The sequence below is a fragment of the Psychrobacillus sp. FSL K6-2843 genome, from assembly GCF_038626375.1.
GTDB classification, from domain to species: domain Bacteria; phylum Bacillota; class Bacilli; order Bacillales_A; family Planococcaceae; genus Psychrobacillus; species Psychrobacillus faecigallinarum.
The window spans coordinates 2378841-2398545 of the sequence record NZ_CP152021.1 but is presented as its reverse complement, the minus strand read 5'-3'; the positions used below and the strand labels follow the sequence as shown (position 1 = coordinate 2398545).

Sequence of the window (19705 nt, the reverse complement as noted above, 5' to 3'; positions counted from 1 at the left end):
CGTATCAGCTCTCCATGGTTTTATATTTATTGGGGAGTTTCCTGGAACTCTATCTTAATCAATTCTCCCGTAGAGGTAGTATATTCAATACTTACAAAAACACCAAACTCTTTGCTGCCATCCTTTATCCAGAGCTTAAATCTCTCAATTGTTGAATTCTCTTTTGTTTCTCTTCCTTCGTACAAGTAGTCAATAATAGACGCATTTGGATATTTTGCCTGAGTCTCCTTTACTGCAAGATTCCCCCATTTAGCATAGGCTGGAACTGCTTCTTGAGCATTTACATTGGTTGATAAACTAATCGGAACAGAGACTCCAGCTATAAGTATTCCGAGGGTGAAATAGATTTTTCTAAGCATTTAACTTCAGCTCCTTTTTCTATAAGATGAGCATATTATTTAAAGTCATTCTTCCTATAAGAAGTAAACAAATAGCTTAGTTAGAATAATTTGCTCAATTCATCTAGCGAGTACGCTAATTTCAATAGTTTGAAGGAACATAGAATATAAGCTATAATTTATGTATACAAAGATTGAAAACGTGGAAATTTTAATGCTTTGATAAATATCATGGGGAAGGAGGCACTGTTTGCCTCCTTCTTCGTATTTTATAAAAGAACATAGAAAGAAGGCTTAGAATGGTTCGTGGAGTGTATATACATATCCCTTTTTGTCATCAAATATGTAATTATTGTGACTTTAATAAATTTTATTTTCATAATCAGCCAGTCGATGAGTATATCGAGTCGTTAGGAAAAGAAATGGCACTTTGGCAAGACGATTTAGCGAAAGCTAAGATAGAGACAATTTTCCTTGGAGGAGGAACACCTACTGCCTTGTCGCTTGAACAGTTAGAACGTTTGCTTACTCTGATACATCAATATATTCCGCTTGAACACGTAAAGGAATTTTCTTCGGAAGCAAATCCAGATGAGCTAACTCTGGAGAAAATGCAGCTAATGCGAAAATTTGGTGTGAATAGATTAAGTATGGGAGTGCAAACTTTCAATCAGGACTTGTTAAAAATCTTAGGAAGAACACATTCTAATAATCACGTTTATGATGTTATTCAATACGCAAAACAGACGGAGTTTCCTTCTATAAGTATTGACTTGATGTATGGTTTACCTAATCAAACCATGGAGCAGTGGAAGGAATCACTCCAGGAGGCATTCCGTTTGAAGATTCCTCATATTTCAGCATATTCCTTACTCGTAGAGCCAAAAACAATATTTTATAATCTCCTTTCAAAAGGCAAACTTTCCTTACCAGGAGAGGATTTAGAGGCTGAAATGTATGGCTATTTAATGGATGAAATGAAGAGAAATGGATACAAACAGTATGAAATTAGCAACTTCTCATACGAGGGAAAGGCTTCAGAACATAACTTACTGTATTGGAATAATGATGAATATATTGGTTTGGGAGCAGGTGCACATGGATATGTGAACAGTATTAGATATTCTAATCATGGCCCCCTAAAAAAATATATGCAGCAGCTAGAGATAGGTGAAAAGCCTGTAATGATGCAAAAAGAAGTGACTTATGAAGAGAAAATGGAAGAAGAAATGTTCCTCGGACTTAGAAAGAACCAGGGAGTTTCCCTATCCAATTTTGAAAAACGGTACGGTAAAAGTCTTTACGAGGCTTACGGTAACGAAATAGAGGAGCTTCTAAAAAAGGAACTTATAGAAATAAAAAATGATTACGTATTTTTAACTAATCGAGGAAGATTTGTTGGCAACGAAGTATTTCAATATTTTCTAAAATAATTAATACTTAATCGTTGACAGTTTTCTTTAGATTTGATAAGTTTTATATGAGTATTAGCACTCTCTATAGATGAGTGCTAACAGAGGTGATGATCATGCTAACTAACAGGCAATTGTTAATATTGCAAGTAACGGTAGATGATTTTATTGAAACTGCTCAGCCAGTTGGATCTCGTCAACTTTCGAAGAAGGAGGAAGTACCTTTTAGTCCTGCTACTATTCGAAACGATATGGCGGATTTAGAAGATATGGGTTTCTTAGAGAAAACACATACTTCTTCTGGCCGCGTACCTTCAGAAAAGGGCTATCGTTATTATGTGGATAATTTATTAACTCCACAGCTTATTTCCAAAGATGAGATCAAACAAATTCGTTCTATTTTTGAAGAAAGAATGGTAGAGACAGAGCAAATAATTCGAAAGTCAGCAAACATTTTGTCTGAGCTAACGAACTATACCTCTATTATGTTAGGCTTAGATGTTAGAAAGCATCGGGTCAAACGGTTATCTATTGTGCCATTAACGGATGATTCTGCAGTTGCTATTATTGTTACCGACAGTGGACATGTGGAAAATCGTGTATTTTCTATACCTGAAAATTTTACTGCTTCAGATATTGAGCGTATGGTCAATATCATTAATGAGCATCTAGTTGGAGTTCATTTACACGAACTACAATCTAAGCTAGAGATTGTGACTCAATCAGTGCTTCGTCAAAATAGTGGACGTTTAAACGCTCTAGTTGGATCTTTAAACAAAGCTATGACTATTGAGCACGAGGATAAAGTTTATTATGGCGGTAAAATGCAACTTTTAAGCCAACCAGAATTTAATGATGTAGAAAAAGCAAAAAGTATCATGTACTGGATGGAACACGTCAATGAGTTCCCCGGACTATTCCATTTGAACAAAAAAGGCATCAATATCAGTATTGGTTCTGAAAACAATCAATTTGGAATGGACAATTGTAGTATCATTACAGCCTCTTATGATATTGGAGAGGAACAAAGTGGCTCTATTGCTATAATTGGCCCCACAAGAATGGACTATAGGCGTGTAGTATCGTTATTAGACGTGATAAGTGGGGACTTGTCTAGAGAGTTGTCTAGGATATTACGTGGTCAACATGGATAAAGGAGAGTTGCTGCTAAATGGAAAACAAAAACGAAAATGTAAATGAAGAAGTAAAAACAGAACAAGAGACTGTTACTCAAGAAGTAGTAGACGAAACGACAGAGGCGACTGAAAATAATGAAGCTGTCGAGGTAGAAGAAGTAGATGAATTAACTCTTCTCAAACAACAATTGGAAGAAGAGCAGGATCGAGTTATTCGTATTCGTGCAGACTTTGAAAATTACAAACGACGTGTTCAATTAGACAAAGAAGCAGATTATAAATATCGTGCCCAAGCATTGTTGAATGATCTTTTGCCGGTTTTAGATAATCTAGAGCGTGCTCTAGCAGTAGAACCAAAAACAGAAGAGGCAGTTTCTTTAGCTAAAGGTGTAGATATGGTTTACCGCTCTCTAGTGACTGCAGTTGAAAAAGAAGGCTTAGAAGCAGTGAAAGCTGAGGGAGAGCCTTTTGATCCGAATTTACATCAAGCAGTTATGCAAGAGAAGGATGACACGAAAGAATCTGGCATTGTCCTTCAAGAATTACAAAAAGGTTATAAATTGAAAGATAGAATACTACGTCCATCAATGGTTAAAGTAAACGAATAGTAAATTCAAACAGATTTTTATTGGTGCCATTTTGGTCACCAATTATATTATAAATTGCATATAAACAGTATTTATTAGGAGGAAAATTGTATGTCAAAAATTATCGGTATTGACTTAGGAACAACAAACTCATGTGTATCTGTACTAGAAGGTGGAGAACCAAAAGTAATTCCAAATCCAGAAGGAAATCGTACGACACCATCTGTAGTTGCTTTTAAAAACGGCGAAAAACAAGTTGGGGAAGTAGCAAAACGTCAATCTATTACAAATCCAAATACAATTTCTTCAGTTAAACGTTTAATGGGTACAAGTGAAAAGGTTTCTGCTGAAGGAAAAGAATACACTCCACAAGAAGTTTCTGCTATGATTCTTCAATATTTAAAAGGATTCGCTGAAGAATATCTAGGAGAAAAAGTAACTAAAGCTGTAATTACTGTACCTGCATACTTTAACGATGCTGAGCGTCAAGCTACAAAAGACGCTGGTCGTATTGCAGGACTAGAAGTAGAACGTATTATCAATGAACCTACTGCAGCAGCTCTAGCATATGGTTTAGATAAAATGGATCATGATGAAAAAATTCTTGTTTATGACCTTGGTGGAGGTACTTTCGACGTTTCTATCCTTGAACTTGGTGATGGAGTATTTGAAGTATTAGCTACTGCAGGGGACAACCGTCTTGGTGGGGATGACTTTGACCAAATAATCATGGATTACTTAGTACAAGAATTTAAAAAAGAAAATGGTATTGATCTCTCTAAAGATAAAATGGCGGTACAACGTTTGAAAGATGCAGCTGAAAAAGCGAAAAAAGATCTTTCTGGCGTTACATCAACACAAATCTCACTACCGTTTATCACTGCTGGAGAAGCTGGTCCACTTCACTTAGAATTGACAATGACTCGTGCAAAATTCGATGATCTTACTGCTCAATTAGTAGAGCGTACAATGGTACCAACTCGACAAGCATTAAAAGATGCTGGATTATCTTCATCTCAAATTGATAAAGTTATCTTAGTTGGTGGATCTACTCGTATTCCTGCTGTACAAGAAGCTATTAAGAAAGAAACAGGTAAAGAACCACATAAAGGTGTAAACCCAGATGAAGTAGTAGCAATGGGAGCAGCAGTACAAGGTGGAGTTTTAACTGGTGACGTAAAAGATGTAGTACTTTTAGACGTAACACCACTTTCTTTAGGGATTGAAACAATGGGAGGAGTATTCACGAAGTTAATCGATCGTAATACAACAATTCCGACATCTAAATCACAAACTTTCTCAACTGCTGCTGATAACCAACCAGCTGTAGATATTCATGTGTTACAAGGTGAACGTCCAATGGCAGCAGACAACAAAACTCTTGGCCGCTTCCAACTTGCTGATATTCCACCAGCACCACGTGGAGTACCACAAATCGAAGTTACATTTGATATCGATAAAAATGGTATCGTAAATGTTAAAGCTAAGGATCTTGGAACTCAAAAAGAACAAACAATTACTATCCAATCAAACACTTCATTATCTGACGAAGAAATTGATCGTATGGTAAAAGAAGCAGAAGCAAACGCTGAAGCAGATAAAGTTCGTAAAGAAGAAGCGGAAGTTAAAAATGAAGCAGACCAACTAGTATTTATGACTGAAAAAACTCTAAAAGATCTTGAAGGTAAAGTTTCAGATGATGAGAAAAAATCAGCAGAAGATGCAAAAGAAGAGCTTAAAGCAGCTTTAGAAGCTGGAAACTTAGAAGACATTAAAGCTAAAAAAGACAAGTTAAATGAAATCGTTCAACAACTTACAATGAAGCTTTATGAACAAGCACAAGCTGATGCAGCTGCTAATGGACAACAAGAAGGCGGACCATCTGATGACGGCGTAGTCGATGCAGAGTTTGAAGAAGTAAACGACGATAAAGACAAGTAATGTCGACCAGAAAAAGTCAAAGACCGTTTTCGGCTTTGGCTTTTTCAATGTCTGTAATATGGAGAAAAACGCTAATTGTTTTGCTATTACGAAATTGTCCATGTTACAATTATCTTTATGTGTAAGTTAACAGAGCAGGAGAGTGAACTATGAGCAAACGTGATTATTACGAAGTACTTGGTGTAGCCAAGAGTGCATCTGGGGACGAGATAAAAAAGGCATATCGGAAATTGTCTAAGCAATATCACCCAGATTTAAACAAGGAAGCTAATGCAGAAGAGAAATTCAAGGAAATCTCCGAAGCGTATGAAGTTTTAAGTGACGACCAAAAACGTGCGCAATATGATCAATTTGGTCATGCGGGACCAAACCAAGGATTTGGTGGTGGTTTCAGTGGTGCAGATGGTTTTGGATTTGAAGATATATTCAGTTCATTCTTTGGAGGCGGAGGAACACGACGTCGAGACCCAAATGCGCCAAGAAAAGGGAACGATCTTCAATACTCTATGACTATAGAATTTGAAGAAGCAGTTTTTGGTATGGAAAAAGAAATTGAAATATCTAAGGAAGAAACTTGTGATACATGTAGTGGTACTGGAGCTAAACAAGGTACTCATCCTGAAAAATGTTCGCACTGTAACGGAAATGGTCAAGTGAATGTTACTCAAGACACTCCTTTTGGTCGAATTCAAACGAAGCGTGCATGTAACTACTGTGAGGGTACAGGGAAAATCATCAAAGAAAAATGTTCAACCTGTCATGGTAGAGGAACGGTTAATAAGCGCAAAAAGATTAAAGTTACTGTACCAGCTGGTGTAGATGATGGGCAACAGCTACGTGTAAGTGGTCAGGGTGAGCCAGGAGTAAACGGTGGTCCTGCTGGTGACCTTTACGTAGTATTCCGTGTAAAAGCCGATCCTCGCTTTGAGCGTGATGGCGACGATATTTATTACGAGCTACCTTTAACCTTTGCTCAAGCAGCACTAGGAGACGAAGTAGAGATTCCAACTGTTCAAGGAAAAGTTAAGCTTAAAATTCCTGCAGGTACACAGTCTTCAACAACATTCCGTCTTAAAGGAAAAGGCGTGAAAAATGTACATGGCTATGGTGTCGGTGATCAACATGTTATCGTAAAAGTAGTTACACCTAAAAAGCTTACAGAAAAACAAAAACAATTATTACGTGAATTTGCGGAAATCAGTGGAGATATTCCGGAAGAACAAGGTAGTTCATTATTTGATAAAATCAAAAGAACAATAAAAGGCGAATAAGGAGTTGGAGCAAGTGAAATGGTCGGAGCTATCTATTCACACTACTAATGAGGCAGTGGAAGCGGTAAGCAATATTTTGCATGAGGCTGGTGCAAGCGGAGTAGTTATTGAGGATTCAGAAGAATTGGTTAGAGATAGAGAAGATATCTTTGGAGAAATCTATAGCTTAAATCCAGATGATTTTCCGGTAGATGGTGTGCGAATAAAAGCTTATTTAGCCGAAACAAGCTTTTTATTAGAGACAGTAGAAGAGATTAAGGTTGCGATCAACAACTTGCTAAATTTCAATATCGACTTAGGACATAATATAATCACTGTAACAGAAGTTGACGAGGAAGATTGGGCAACGGCTTGGAAAAAATATTACCATCCTGTAAAAATCTCAAATCGATTTACTATTGTCCCAACATGGGAAGAATATGAAAGAGTTAACTCAGACGAGTTAATTATTGAGTTGGATCCTGGTATGGCCTTTGGTACAGGTACACATCCAACGACTGTTATGTGCTTGCAAGCGCTCGAGAAAACAGTTCAGCCAAATACTTCAGTAATTGATGTTGGAACTGGCTCAGGAGTTCTGTCAATAGGAGCAGCAAAGCTAGGTGCTTCTTCGATTCATGCTTTGGATCTTGATGAGGTAGCAGTAAAATCTGCAAAAGAGAATATTGCCATTAACAGAGTGGATGATATCGTTCAAGTTACTCATGGGAACCTACTTGATAATGTAACTGAACAAGCAGATATTGTTGTCGCAAATATACTAGCTGAAATTATTATGACCTTCACAGATGATGCCTATTCTATTGTTAAGCCTGGTGGACTTTTTATCACTTCAGGTATTATTGCGACAAAGAAAGAAGATGTAAGAGAATCTTTACAGCAGTCAGGCTTTGAAGTGGATGAAGTCATGATGATGGAAGACTGGGTTACAATTATTTCTAGAAAGCCTGTAAAGTAAAGGGGTAATTATCTTGCAACGTTATTTTACAAAAGAGCCTGTAGACCAAAATAATACTATTACTATAACTGGAGAAGACGCGCATCACATGATTCAGGTGATGCGCATGTCTCCTAGTGACCATGTATATATAGTAAGTGAAAAAGATACTTATATTATGTCGATTGTACAAGGGACCTCTAAAGAAGTATTGCTAGAAGTAGTTGAAAAGCTGAAAGTTACAAACGAAATGCCTTTGCAAGTTTCAATTGTTTGTGGGCTACCTAAAGGAGACAAACTGGAACTTATAACTCAAAAGGGAACCGAGCTTGGTATGCATTCACTTTTCCCATTTGAAGCAAAGCGATCTATTGTAAAATGGGATAAAGCAAAAAATGATAAAAAGATTGGCAGACTTCAAAAAATTGCTAAAGAAGCAGCAGAGCAATCGCATAGATCTTTTATTCCACAGATACATAATCCTGTAACGATGTTGGAACTTTTAGAAATTGCTAAACAGTATGATGTTAAATTTGTAGCAGATGAAGAAGATGCTAAACTAACAGAACGACAAAAGTTTGCCGACCAATTAAAAAAGGTGTATGATAAACAATCGATACTGATTGTTTTTGGTCCAGAGGGTGGATTGGACAGACAAGAGGTAAGACAATTATTAGAAAATGATTTTAAACCTATCGCACTTGGACCTAGAATTTTAAGAACAGAAACGGCGCCATTATATGCGCTTGCTGCAATTTCCTATGAATATGAATGAAAGAGGTGTAAGGATATGTCATCCGTTGCATTCCATACATTAGGCTGTAAAGTAAACCATTACGAAACAGAGGCTATTTGGCAACTGTTTAAGGATAATGGTTATGAACGTACGGATTTTGAAAAAAAATCTGATGTGTATGTTATAAATACTTGTACTGTAACGAATACAGGAGACAAAAAAAGCAGACAGGTCATTAGACGTGCTATTCGTCAAAATCCTGATGCTGTTATTTGTGTTACTGGATGTTATGCTCAAACTTCTCCTGCTGAAATTATGGCTATTCCAGGAGTAGATATTGTTGTCGGTACTCAAGAACGTACGAAAATGCTTGGTTATATTGAACAATATAAAATGGAGCGTAAACCGATCAATGCAGTAGGAAACATTATGAAAAATCGTGTATATGAAGAGCTTGATGTTCCTTCATTTACTGACCGTACTCGTGCATCCTTGAAAATCCAAGAAGGTTGTAACAATTTCTGTACATTTTGTATCATTCCATGGGCTCGTGGTTTGATGAGATCCAGAGACCCTCAAGAAGTAGTAAGACAAGCCCAGCAACTAGTTGATGCAGGGTATTTAGAAATCGTGTTAACTGGTATTCATACTGGTGGATATGGAGAAGATTTAAAGGACTATAATTTAGCTCAATTATTACGAGATATTGAGATGAATGTTAAGGGCTTGAAGCGTTTAAGAATTAGTTCCATCGAAGCAAGTCAGCTATCAGACGAAGTGATTGATGTATTAAAAGAATCTAAGATTGTAGTGAGGCATTTGCATATTCCTATACAATCAGGATCCGATACTGTTCTTAAAAGAATGCGTCGTAAATACACGATGGAATTCTTCGCTAATCGCTTGGATCGCCTAAGAGATGCTCTTCCCGATTTAGCAATCACTTCAGATGTAATTGTAGGATTCCCAGGAGAAACGGAAGAAGAATTTATGGAAACATATAACTTTATCCGTGACCAAAGATTCTCTGAATTGCACGTTTTCCCATATTCAAAACGTACTGGTACACCAGCAGCTAGAATGGAAGACCAAGTAGACGAAGAGATTAAAAATGAACGTGTTCATCGCCTAATAACACTGAATGACCAATTGGCGGTAGATTATGCTTCTCGTTTCGAAGATGAGGTACTTGAAATTATTCCTGAGGAAGTAGTAAACAATGAATCAGGAGAGTCATTTGTAGAAGGATATACAGATAATTACTTAAAAGTTATTATTCCAGGTACAGAAGAGTTAATAGGTAAATTAGTGCGCGTAAAAATAACACGGGCTGGATATCCACAAAATGAAGGACAGTTTGTACGAATATTAGAAGAAGTTAAAGAACTAGTGTAACATTCATACTAAGCTTCTAACCTTAGACAAAGTACCCTGAGAGTTCAATTCTCGGGGTACTTTGTCATTTTTGAAGATAATTGAGTTCATATCTCCCCTGAACTCTAAGAGTTAGTAGTATCTACGAAAAGTCAGACGGTCAAACTGCTCAATCGGTAGCATGTGTTCAAGGTCATTGATTTGGTTTATTGTCCTCATGATATTTAACACGTTAAACCTAACGTATTAGTAGATTTAGAAATTTTGATGTGCAAACTCTCGCCACTGAAGTGGAAGGAGCTAAGAATCCTAAGCGGACAGCTCGCGGATCCGTTGCATCCGGATTTGCCCATGCCTGAGAAAAGCAAGACGCCTGAAACTAAAATCGACGATTACATATTATGTAGTAAAAATAAAAAAACTATAGACAATTTCAAATTATTTGTTTTGTTTACAGTCTGAAGCTAGTATGGCTTTCACACTAGCTTTTTTTTGTTTTTATCAGTAATATTAAGAGGTACGTACAACTGGAAGGAGTTTATATGATGACACAAAACATAGCCGCATTATTAGATCATACTCTATTAAAACAAGACGCAACAAAAACACAAATTGAAAAACTTTGCGAGGAAGCGAAACAATATAACTTTGCTTCTGTTTGTGTAAATCCTTCATGGGTAAAATTAAGCGCATCTTTATTAAAAAATTCACCTGCTAAAGTTTGTACAGTTATTGGCTTTCCATTAGGAGCTACTACTAGTGAAGTTAAAGCTTTCGAAACAACTAATGCTATCGATAACGGTGCTGAAGAAATTGATATGGTTATCAATGTAGGTGCTTTAAAGGATGAAAATTATGATTATGTCCAAAAAGACATAGAAGCAGTAGTTAATGCTGCAAAAGGCAAGGCAATAGTGAAGGTAATTTTAGAAACTTGCTTGTTAACGGATGAACAAATTATTAAAGCTAGTGAGTTATCTAAAACTGCTGGGGCAGATTTTGTCAAAACTTCTACTGGTTTTTCTACTGGAGGAGCAACAGTAAGCGCAGTGAAAATCATGCGTGAAACAGTTGGACCAGACCTTGGTGTAAAAGCTTCTGGTGGAGTTCGAAGCCTTGAAGATCTTGAAGCGATGGTAGATGCAGGAGCTACTCGAATAGGGGCAAGTTCTGGTGTTGAGATTGTAAACGGATTAGAAAGTAAATCTGATTATTAATTAATGCCAAAGTATTGACCAAGACTTTATTATACGGTATAATTTTTTAGTACATAACACTTGGTTATGTACTGACGTGTGTTCGGAGGGAGGGAAAGAGAGATGTCAAAAACTGTCGTTCGCAAAAACGAATCGCTTGAAGATGCTCTTCGCCGCTTCAAACGTACTGTATCTAAAAGTGGTACAATTCAAGAGGTTAGAAAGCGCGAGTTTTATGAAAAACCAAGCGTGAAACGTAAAAAGAAATCAGAAGCTGCACGTAAACGTAAGTGGTAATTTAATCCCAACCATCCCTACGTTCAAAACACGTACTGTATGATTAAAATTTACAATTATGTAAACCGAGAAAATTTATTTTCTCGGTTTATTTTAATTTATTGAAACTTTTTTGATTTTCAACCGTAAACAGTAATATACATATAGAAGAAGGGAGGTTTAAGTGTGAGATTAGCGCGGCTGTTTATTTCTTTTTGCTTATTACTTGCCGCATTTGCAATGGTTGTACCCTCTTTTTCAGCAGACACTCAGACTGTCTATAAGGTTCCTATATATGAAGAAGTAGAAGACGGTTTATATGCTTTCTTAAAAAGGTCTATAAAGGAAGCGGAGGAAGCAGAAGCAGATGCTATAATTTTTGATATAAATACTCCTGGTGGATTCGTAGACTCGGCAGAGAAAATCGTGAATTTGTTAGATTCAACACCTATTAGGAAAATAGCCTATATTAATTCGCAGGCATTATCGGCTGGAGCCTATTTAGCTCTACACACAGACGAGATTTATATGTCACCTAATGGGTCGATGGGAGCAGCAGCAGTTATTGATAGCGCCGGAAATGCTGCTGACATGAAGGCAACTAGTGCCTGGAAGGCTAAAATGAGAAATGCAGCTGAAAGAACCGGCAAAGAACCTATTTATGCTCAAGCGATGGCAGACGAGTCTGTTGATCTTCCTGAGTACAGAGCGGGAGAAGGACAATTGTTAACGCTTTCAGCAAGAGAAGCAATAGAAGTCGGTTATTCAGAGGGAACGGTTGCTACTTTTGATGAATTGCTTAAAAAAAGCAATTTAACAGGAGCGAAAGTAGTTGAAACAAAGGAAGCTTTTGTAGAAACGCTAGCAAGAATTGTAACTAACCCAGTAGTAGTGCCGATTTTATTATCTCTTGCCAGCTTAGGGCTAATCCTAGAGTTATATTCTCCAGGTTTTGGAGTACCTGGAACGGTAGGTTTACTTTCTTTAGGTCTATTCTTTTACGGGCATCTTGTAGCAGGATTAGCAGGATATGAAACCTTTGTTTTACTGGCACTGGGAATCCTGCTAGTAATAGCCGAATTCTTTATTCCTGGTGGGATTATTGGTATATTAGGTTTAGTAGCTATATTATTTAGCATAATATTAGCAGGTGGTAATCTTTTTTATATGAGCGTTGCGGTTTTAATAGCAATAACAGTAGCTATAATAGGAATGGTGATTATTGTGAAATTCTTCGGAAAAAAGGTTAGGTTATTAAACAAAATGATTTTGACGGATGCAACTACTACTGAAAAAGGATATGTGTCCAATCATAATCGTTTAGATTTAGTTGGAAAAATAGCTGAAACGATGACACCGCTTAGACCTTCTGGGACTATACGTATTGAGAACGAGCGCATCGATGCTGTATCCGACGGAAGTTTTATCGGAAAGGATAAGCAAGTGGTTATTATTAAGGTTGAAGGCTCTCGAATAGTTGTTCGAGAAGCAAGAGAAGGGGAGGCAACACAATGATTAGTGGTAGCATGATAGGTACAATAGTAATAATTGTCATAGCTTTCATCCTATTATCGGTATTTTTAACATTTTTCCCGATAGCATTATGGATTTCAGCTATTGCAGCAGGAGTTAAAATTAGTATTTTTACACTAGTAGGTATGAGATTACGTCGAGTAATTCCATCTCGTATTGTAAATCCTCTTATTAAAGCACATAAGGCTGGATTGAATGTAACTATCAATCAGTTAGAAAGCCATTACTTAGCTGGTGGTAACGTTGACCGAGTTGTCAATGCGCTTATCGCTGCACATCGTGCAAATATTGAGTTATCATTTGAACGTGCAGCAGCAATTGATTTAGCAGGCCGTGATGTACTAGAAGCAGTACAAATGTCCGTTAACCCGAAAGTAATTGAAACACCATTTATTGCAGGTGTTGCGATGAATGGTATCGAAGTAAAAGCAAAAGCACGTATTACAGTTCGTGCCAATATTGACCGTTTAGTCGGTGGTGCTGGTGAAGAAACAATTGTAGCTCGTGTTGGTGAGGGTATCGTTAGTACAATTGGTTCGAGTGTAAGCCATGAACGCGTATTAGAAAACCCGGATTTAATTTCACAAACAGTTCTGTCTAAAGGGCTAGATTCTGGTACAGCATTTGAAATTCTATCGATTGATATTGCGGACGTTGATGTCGGCAAAAACATCGGTGCTGAATTACAAACAGAGCAAGCAGAAGCAGATAAAAAGATTGCTCAAGCTAAAGCAGAAGAACGTCGTGCAATGGCAGTAGCCTCAGAACAAGAGATGAAAGCGAAAGTTGTAGAGATGCGCTCTAAAGTCGTAGAGGCAGAAGCAGAAGTGCCACGTGCAATGGCTGAAGCTTTACGCGAAGGTAATATGGGTGTTATGGATTATATGAATTATAACAACATCAAAGCAGATACTGGTATGAGAGACTCTATCAGCAAGGTTGGAAATGATAAACCTTCCACTGATGAGTTAAAAGACTAGTATTAGCGCAGAAAGGAGGACTTCTCCTTGGAAGGTTTAATACTACCCTTAATAATTATTATTCTTACTTCATTGTTTGGAAGAAAGAAGCAGGAAGAAAAACCTGCACCTAAGCCTGCACAGCCCAATATACAAAGGGCTCCACAGCAAAAGCCGGTTGCTCAAAATCCTTTTAAAAGCTTAGGGGAATTAGCGAAAGAGTTTCAACAGGAGCAACAAACCAAAATGGAAAGAAAACCTCTTTCTGTACCTAAAGAAATACGGGTAGATGCTCCTCCGGTTATAGAAAAGGTCGGAAGGGAAATAGGAAGAGACCAAGGTGTTCCGAGGTCAACTGGCCGTCTTTCCGTGCATCAAGTCAGCCAACAAAATGCCACTAAAAAGTCGGTTGTTCAAAATATTATGCCCGATACAAAAGAAGAGCTTATGCGTGCTATAGTTTTATCGGAGATATTAGCTCCTCCAAAATCAAAAAGATAAATCATGAACACCCCTTTACATGCATAAATTCATGTAAAGGGGTGTTTTTTATCAAACAATTATTTCCACTCCACGCGAGTATTATGATTGATAATTTTGATGACATTATTTTAGATTATGAAATTTCGCTTCTTCGATTATCAGATACGGAGTTAGTCTGTTCCTACAATCATCATCTACTAGAAATACAAGCTGAACGATTATTTATAAAGTCGATGTCAATGGAACGCCTTCATCTTCAGGTAGATAAACTCCAGTGCTTTAAACTTACTAGGAAGGACAACGGCTAATGTCAAAACAACTAGTACGTATCCAATTAGCAAGCACCACTGATCAGTTTGTTTTGTTTCAGAAATTATTGTCTCACGATATCGAAGTGTATCGAGTTTATAGCACGGAGGATAGTTTGTTCTTCTCCATTCAGAAAAAAGATTTGAAGCAATTTAGGAAAATACGAAAAACGATGAAACTTCCTGTAAAGCTAAAGGACGAAACAACAAGCGGCACCATTTCCATATATTCTTATTCCATTATTGGGGTAATCTTTTTTTTCATAATACCGCTGATCTTTGCACAATTTATATGGAAGGTCAACATTGATTCATATACGCCAGAGAGTAACATCATGATAACGGAACAGCTAAAGGAAATGAAAATTAAAGAAAGGATGCTTATTTCTTCATTACCATCTGAACAAGAAATTAGGCAGAAACTTCTACTGAAGCATAAGGAATTTTCTTGGATTCATTTTACTCAATCTGGTTCAACTTTAACAGTCACCCCTATGCTTGCCCCGGTAACAAATGAGCGAGAAGTAAAAAATGCACCGCCATCTCATCTTATCGCTAAAAGAAGTGGAGTAATTACAGACTTTGAATTAGTAAAAGGGGTACGAGCGGTAGAAAAAAATACTTCAGTTAAAAAAGGTGATATTCTTGTTAATGGATTTGTTACTCAAGGTGACAAACGGATAATTACAAGTGCTGAGGGTAAAGTCTACGCAAGCTATTGGATAGAGCTTAACTTTGAACTTCCAAGAAAGGTCACTATCATAAAGCCTACAACACGAGAAGTGCTCATTCAAAAAAAGACAGATGATAAGAATGACTTTTGGAAGGAAATAGCTATGCCACGGTTTTTGCAGCCTTATTTTAAAGCAGGGTATGTACAAGGTAGTGAGGTGGTTTCGTATGATCTAAATGAGGAATCAGTTAAACATCTAGTACGTCCTTTATTATTTCAAAAAATCATGAATGAATTACCTATTGGCACTCAAATATTAGAAGATAAAGTTTTACAGATGTCTATTGAAAATGATAAAGTGAAAGGGAAGATATTATTACTAATAAATGAAAATATTGCAACACCACAAGTTATACCCCAAGGAGACGACACATGAGCCAACAAAAACAACTAGACATTAATCTGCAAGACCCAACCGAAGCAGTTATGCTGCTAGGTATTTCAGATAAAAATATTAAGCTTATTGAAGAAGAGCTAAAGGTGCAGTTGATTACTAGAGGCGAGTTGATACAAATTGCTGGAGAAGAACAAAATGTGGAAGATGCAAGACAGTTAATCATACAGCTACTACTTGTAATTAGAAAAGGTATTAATATAAACCTTCGTGATGTTTCAACTGCAATTGAAATGAGCATTAATGGAACTATTGAGTATTTCGCAAGCCTCTATGATGAAGAGATTGCTCGGAATACAAAAGGGAAAGCAATTCGAGCGAAGACAATTGGTCAAAGAGAGTATATTCAAGGTATTAGACATTCTGATTTGACATTTGGAATCGGGCCAGCGGGAACTGGGAAAACCTATCTTGCTGTAGTAATGGCAACCCAAGCCTTAAAAAATGCACACGTTAAGAGAATCATTTTAACACGTCCAGCAGTCGAAGCAGGTGAAAGTCTAGGATTTCTACCTGGAGATCTAAAAGAGAAGGTAGACCCTTATTTACGCCCGTTATATGATGCTTTGCATGATGTGTTAGGTACAGAACAAACAGATCGCCTAATGGAACGAGGAACTATAGAAATTGCTCCTCTTGCTTATATGCGTGGGAGAACCTTAGATGATGCATTTGTGATTTTGGACGAAGCTCAAAATACAACAAAAGCTCAAATGAAAATGTTTTTAACCCGCCTAGGCTTCGGATCTAAAATGGTGATTACTGGAGATAAAACCCAAATCGATTTACCGAAGGGTGCCGAGTCAGGCCTAATTGTTGCTGAAAAAATTCTTCATAAAGTTTCAGGAATCCATTTCCAATATTTAGAGCAAGGGGATGTAGTACGTCATCCTCTAGTAGCTAAAATTATTTCTGCATATGAAGAAAATCAATAATATATTAAAACAGCTGTCAATAATAGACGGCTGTTTTTTGTTTACTGATTCACATACGTTTTCCTAAAGATATATATTTACATTCATGCTAACCTTTTTTAAAGCTATAACACTCTTAATAGATTAATTGTCCAATTGTTTTGTATATAAGGTATAATAAAGAGAATAGTAGAGCAAGGGGATGAATGGATGAAGTCGTTAATAATGAAATGGAAAAGATGGCGAGAAAATAAATACCTCCCTATAATTATTATCCTTCTAACTTCTATCAGTATGTTCCTATTAATAAAAGGAAGCGTACAAGAAAATACATACGATATATCTTTAATGAATTTAGCCCCTGAAACTATTCGATCCGTAAAAACAATGGAAGATCCTGTGAAGACGGAGGAGGAAAAAGAAAGAGCGGCTGCTGAAGTATCTCCTGTATACCAATTTCAAGAAGAAACGGCAGAAAATCAATCCACAATTGCCGAATCTATCTTTGACAGTGTATTAGATGTAAAAGGAGAAATTTCCCCTGATGAACCTGAATCAGCAGTTGAAAGTTTACAAAAACTAAAAAAAGAGATGAACGTGCTAACAGAAAATGACAGCTTTGTGCCTTTGACAGATGATGCTTTAAACATATTACTAAAGCAAAATCCCGCTACGCTTAACGAGGCGAAAGAAAAGCTGCCGGTTTTAGTAGAAGAGACTTTAAATGAACCAATCCGAACGGAAAACTTGGCCATAGAAAGAGATAAAGTCGTTCAAAAAGTACGTACTACATTTAATTTTCCTGATGACGTAACGAATGTCCTCATATCAATTGCTCGTGGCTCCATCATAGCGACAGAAATAAAAAATGATGAATTAACCGATCTACGTATCGAACAAGCTAAGGCCAGTGTTGAGCCTACAAGAATTTTACAAGGTCAAATACTTGTACAAAAAGGTGAAATCGTTAGTAAAGAGGTATATCGTCAACTAGAGTTATTAGGTATGCTGACAAACAAATCATCCTATAAGCCATACATAGGTGTATCGCTATTTGTTTTACTTACGATGTGGGTTCTTTTTGGACAAACAATTCGTGTAAAAGAATCTAACCTTCACAACGCAAAAAATCTGATTGTTGTGGCTTTTAGTGTTATTGTATCCGTGTTGATGATGAAAGTGCTACAATCAGTAGCGTACAATTTTGATATCATTATTGCATTTTTGTTCCCGACTGCTATGGTATCCATGTTAGTTTATATATTAGTCAATGAACGAGCAGCCTTTATTTCTAATTTTGTCGTAGCTGCTTATGCTGGTATTATTTTTCAAGAGGGATATACGAATATTTTTCAAATGGAAGTGGCGTTATACATACTTTTTGGTGGGATAGCGGGCATTTTTGCTATGCAGCATATGTATAACACTTCACAGATTCTGCGTTCAAGCTTAATAGTGGCCTCAGTTAATTTAACGTTTATATTATTTTATTTGTTGATGACCAAAACCACTTATGAGTTTACAGATATTGCATTCTATATCGGGGCAGCATTAGTTTCTGGAGTGTTATCAGGTGCACTTACTCTTGGTATTTTGCCTTTTTTTGAGTCAGCTTTTGGTATACTTTCCACTATGAGGTTGATTGAACTTTCCAGTCCAAATCATCCCTTGTTAAAGAAAATACTGACAGAAACACCTGGTACGTATCATCATAGCCTAATGGTGGCAAACTTAGCAGAAGCGGCCTGTGAGGCTATAGGGGCGAATGGCTTACTTGCTAGAGTTGGTTGCTATTACCACGATATCGGTAAAACTAATCGTCCAGGATTTTTTATAGAAAACCAAGTTAATGGTTATAATCCGCACGATAATCTATCGCCGGAGGCAAGCAAGGATATTATTATTTCTCATGCAGTAGATGGAGCAGACATTTTGAAAAAAAATAAGCTTCCTAAAGAAATTATTGATGTTGCTGAGCAGCATCATGGCACAAGCCTATTAAAATTCTTTTATCATAAAGCAAAAGAAATGAATCCGAATATTGCAGAAGGATCTTTTAGGTATCCTGGTCCAAAGCCACAAACAAAGGAAATAGCTATTATTTCTGTAGCTGATAGCGTAGAAGCTGCTGTTCGCTCAATGAAGGAACCGAATGCAGAAAAAATACACCGCCTAATCCAATCAATTATTAAAGATAAGGTAATTGATGGACAATTTGATGAATGCGATTTATCATTCAAGGAAATAAAGAAAATTGAGGAAAGTTTCTGTTCAACGATGAATGGTACATTCCATTCCAGAATAGAATATCCCAAATAATCAGTAAGGAGTAAACAAACATGCTAGTAATGGATTTAATGGACGAAACAAATACATTATCCGAAGAAGCAGTTGCATTAGTTGAGAAAGTACTTCAATCAGCAGCAGATCAATTACATGTAAAAGATGGAAGTGAAGTTAGTGTCACTTTTGTAACTAATGATGTAATTCAAGAAATCAATAAAAACTATCGAAACAAAGACATGCCTACAGATGTAATCTCATTTGCAATGGAAGAAATGGGTGAAGGAGAAATAGAAATAAAAGATGCAGACCTTCCTACATTGCTTGGAGATATAGTTATTTCAGTAGAACGTACAACGGAGCAAGCAGAGTCGTATGGACATTCTTTTGAAAGAGAGCTTGCCTTCTTAGCTGTTCATGGATTTTTACATTTGCTAGGGTACGATCATGGAACAGAAGAAGAGGAAAAGGAAATGTTTGGTTTACAAGAAAATATTTTACAAGCTTTTGGTTTGAAGCGTGAAGGCCATGAACTTTCATAAATTTGGTAAGTCATTCGTCTATGCTACACAAGGAGTATTACAGGCTGTTAAAACAGAACAAAACTTTCGCTTACATTTACTGGCAGCAGGTATAGTTTCGTTAGCGGGTATATTCACCGGGCTCTCTAAATGGGAGTGGATCATTATTGTCATGCTCATTTTTGGGATGTTCATGATAGAATTGGTTAATACGGCGATTGAAAGGGTTGTAGACCTTGTATCACCTGACTATCATCTATTAGCTCAGCAGGCAAAGGATATTGCTGCTGGAGCTTGTCTAGTCTATGCCATCTGCACAGTAATTATAGGTTTAATCATATTTATACCGAAATGGTCGGTAATCTTATTTTAA

At 36.9% G+C, this 19705-nt stretch carries 20 protein-coding genes; 19 read left to right on the top strand and 1 reads right to left on the bottom strand.

Features of this window, described 5'->3' with window-relative positions:
- Nucleotides 1-26: 26 nt before the first annotated feature.
- Complete coding sequence (locus MKY94_RS12155) at nt 27-359, bottom strand: DUF3889 domain-containing protein (protein ID WP_342577113.1); 333 nt, start codon at nt 357-359, stop codon at nt 27-29.
- A gap of 278 nt (nt 360-637) precedes the next feature.
- Here MKY94_RS12155 and hemW point away from each other — a divergent pair, with 278 nt between their 5' ends.
- The 19 genes from hemW (at nt 638) to MKY94_RS12060 (ending at nt 19705) form a co-directional block, all read left to right on the top strand.
- On the top strand, nt 638-1771 hold the full coding sequence (gene hemW, locus MKY94_RS12150) for a radical SAM family heme chaperone HemW (protein ID WP_151109403.1): 1134 nt from the start codon (nt 638-640) through the stop codon (nt 1769-1771).
- 95 nt (nt 1772-1866) lie between these two features.
- Nucleotides 1867-2904, top strand: coding sequence for a heat-inducible transcriptional repressor HrcA (gene hrcA / locus MKY94_RS12145; protein WP_144535851.1), 1038 nt, complete (start codon nt 1867-1869; stop codon nt 2902-2904).
- Nucleotides 2905-2921: 17 nt separating this feature from the next.
- Nucleotides 2922-3494 (top strand): nucleotide exchange factor GrpE, encoded by a 573-nt coding sequence (grpE, locus tag MKY94_RS12140; protein WP_151109406.1) that lies wholly within the window; start codon nt 2922-2924, stop codon nt 3492-3494.
- Nucleotides 3495-3584: 90 nt separating this feature from the next.
- Nucleotides 3585-5414: a molecular chaperone DnaK gene (gene dnaK / locus MKY94_RS12135; protein ID WP_151109408.1), complete on the top strand. Its 1830-nt coding sequence runs from the start codon at nt 3585-3587 to the stop codon at nt 5412-5414.
- Between the two features lie 149 nt (nt 5415-5563).
- Nucleotides 5564-6685: a molecular chaperone DnaJ gene (dnaJ, locus tag MKY94_RS12130; RefSeq protein WP_144535857.1), complete on the top strand. Its 1122-nt coding sequence runs from the start codon at nt 5564-5566 to the stop codon at nt 6683-6685.
- Between the two features lie 13 nt (nt 6686-6698).
- Nucleotides 6699-7643, top strand: a complete 945-nt coding sequence (gene prmA, locus MKY94_RS12125; RefSeq protein WP_144535859.1) for a 50S ribosomal protein L11 methyltransferase — start codon at nt 6699-6701, stop codon at nt 7641-7643.
- A gap of 13 nt (nt 7644-7656) precedes the next feature.
- Nucleotides 7657-8397: a 16S rRNA (uracil(1498)-N(3))-methyltransferase gene (locus tag MKY94_RS12120; protein WP_154310638.1), complete on the top strand. Its 741-nt coding sequence runs from the start codon at nt 7657-7659 to the stop codon at nt 8395-8397.
- 15 nt (nt 8398-8412) lie between these two features.
- The gene (mtaB, locus tag MKY94_RS12115) at nt 8413-9753 is read left to right on the top strand and encodes a tRNA (N(6)-L-threonylcarbamoyladenosine(37)-C(2))-methylthiotransferase MtaB (RefSeq protein ID WP_144535863.1); all 1341 of its coding nucleotides are present in this window, start codon (nt 8413-8415) and stop codon (nt 9751-9753) included.
- 524 nt (nt 9754-10277) lie between these two features.
- Nucleotides 10278-10949 (top strand): deoxyribose-phosphate aldolase, encoded by a 672-nt coding sequence (gene deoC, locus MKY94_RS12110; protein ID WP_342578684.1) that lies wholly within the window; start codon nt 10278-10280, stop codon nt 10947-10949.
- A 102-nt stretch (nt 10950-11051) separates the two neighbouring features.
- Entirely contained in the window at nt 11052-11225 is a 174-nt protein-coding gene (gene rpsU, locus MKY94_RS12105; protein WP_004227078.1) for a 30S ribosomal protein S21, read from the top strand.
- Nucleotides 11226-11444: 219 nt separating this feature from the next.
- Nucleotides 11445-12719, top strand: coding sequence for a nodulation protein NfeD (locus MKY94_RS12100; protein WP_144537145.1), 1275 nt, complete (start codon nt 11445-11447; stop codon nt 12717-12719).
- Entirely contained in the window at nt 12716-13717 is a 1002-nt protein-coding gene (gene floA / locus MKY94_RS12095; RefSeq protein WP_144535867.1) for a flotillin-like protein FloA, read from the top strand. Before MKY94_RS12100 ends, floA begins: the two co-directional genes overlap by 4 nt.
- A gap of 27 nt (nt 13718-13744) precedes the next feature.
- Nucleotides 13745-14197 (top strand): hypothetical protein, encoded by a 453-nt coding sequence (locus tag MKY94_RS12090; RefSeq protein ID WP_144535869.1) that lies wholly within the window; start codon nt 13745-13747, stop codon nt 14195-14197.
- Between the two features lie 83 nt (nt 14198-14280).
- Nucleotides 14281-14487 carry a hypothetical protein gene (locus MKY94_RS12085; RefSeq protein ID WP_144535871.1) on the top strand — a complete coding sequence of 69 codons (207 nt, stop codon included), beginning with the start codon at nt 14281-14283 and terminating at the stop codon, nt 14485-14487.
- Complete coding sequence (locus MKY94_RS12080; RefSeq protein WP_144535872.1) at nt 14487-15596, top strand: sporulation protein YqfD; 1110 nt, start codon at nt 14487-14489, stop codon at nt 15594-15596. Before MKY94_RS12085 ends, MKY94_RS12080 begins: the two co-directional genes overlap by 1 nt.
- Nucleotides 15593-16549 (top strand): PhoH family protein, encoded by a 957-nt coding sequence (locus MKY94_RS12075; RefSeq protein ID WP_144535874.1) that lies wholly within the window; start codon nt 15593-15595, stop codon nt 16547-16549. The genes MKY94_RS12080 and MKY94_RS12075 overlap by 4 nt, the downstream gene beginning before the upstream one ends.
- A 189-nt stretch (nt 16550-16738) precedes the next feature.
- Nucleotides 16739-18847 carry an HD family phosphohydrolase gene (locus MKY94_RS12070; RefSeq protein ID WP_342577112.1) on the top strand — a complete coding sequence of 703 codons (2109 nt, stop codon included), beginning with the start codon at nt 16739-16741 and terminating at the stop codon, nt 18845-18847.
- Between the two features lie 20 nt (nt 18848-18867).
- Nucleotides 18868-19353 (top strand): rRNA maturation RNase YbeY, encoded by a 486-nt coding sequence (ybeY, locus tag MKY94_RS12065; RefSeq protein WP_144535878.1) that lies wholly within the window; start codon nt 18868-18870, stop codon nt 19351-19353.
- Nucleotides 19340-19705: a diacylglycerol kinase family protein gene (locus MKY94_RS12060; RefSeq protein WP_144535880.1), complete on the top strand. Its 366-nt coding sequence runs from the start codon at nt 19340-19342 to the stop codon at nt 19703-19705. Before ybeY ends, MKY94_RS12060 begins: the two co-directional genes overlap by 14 nt.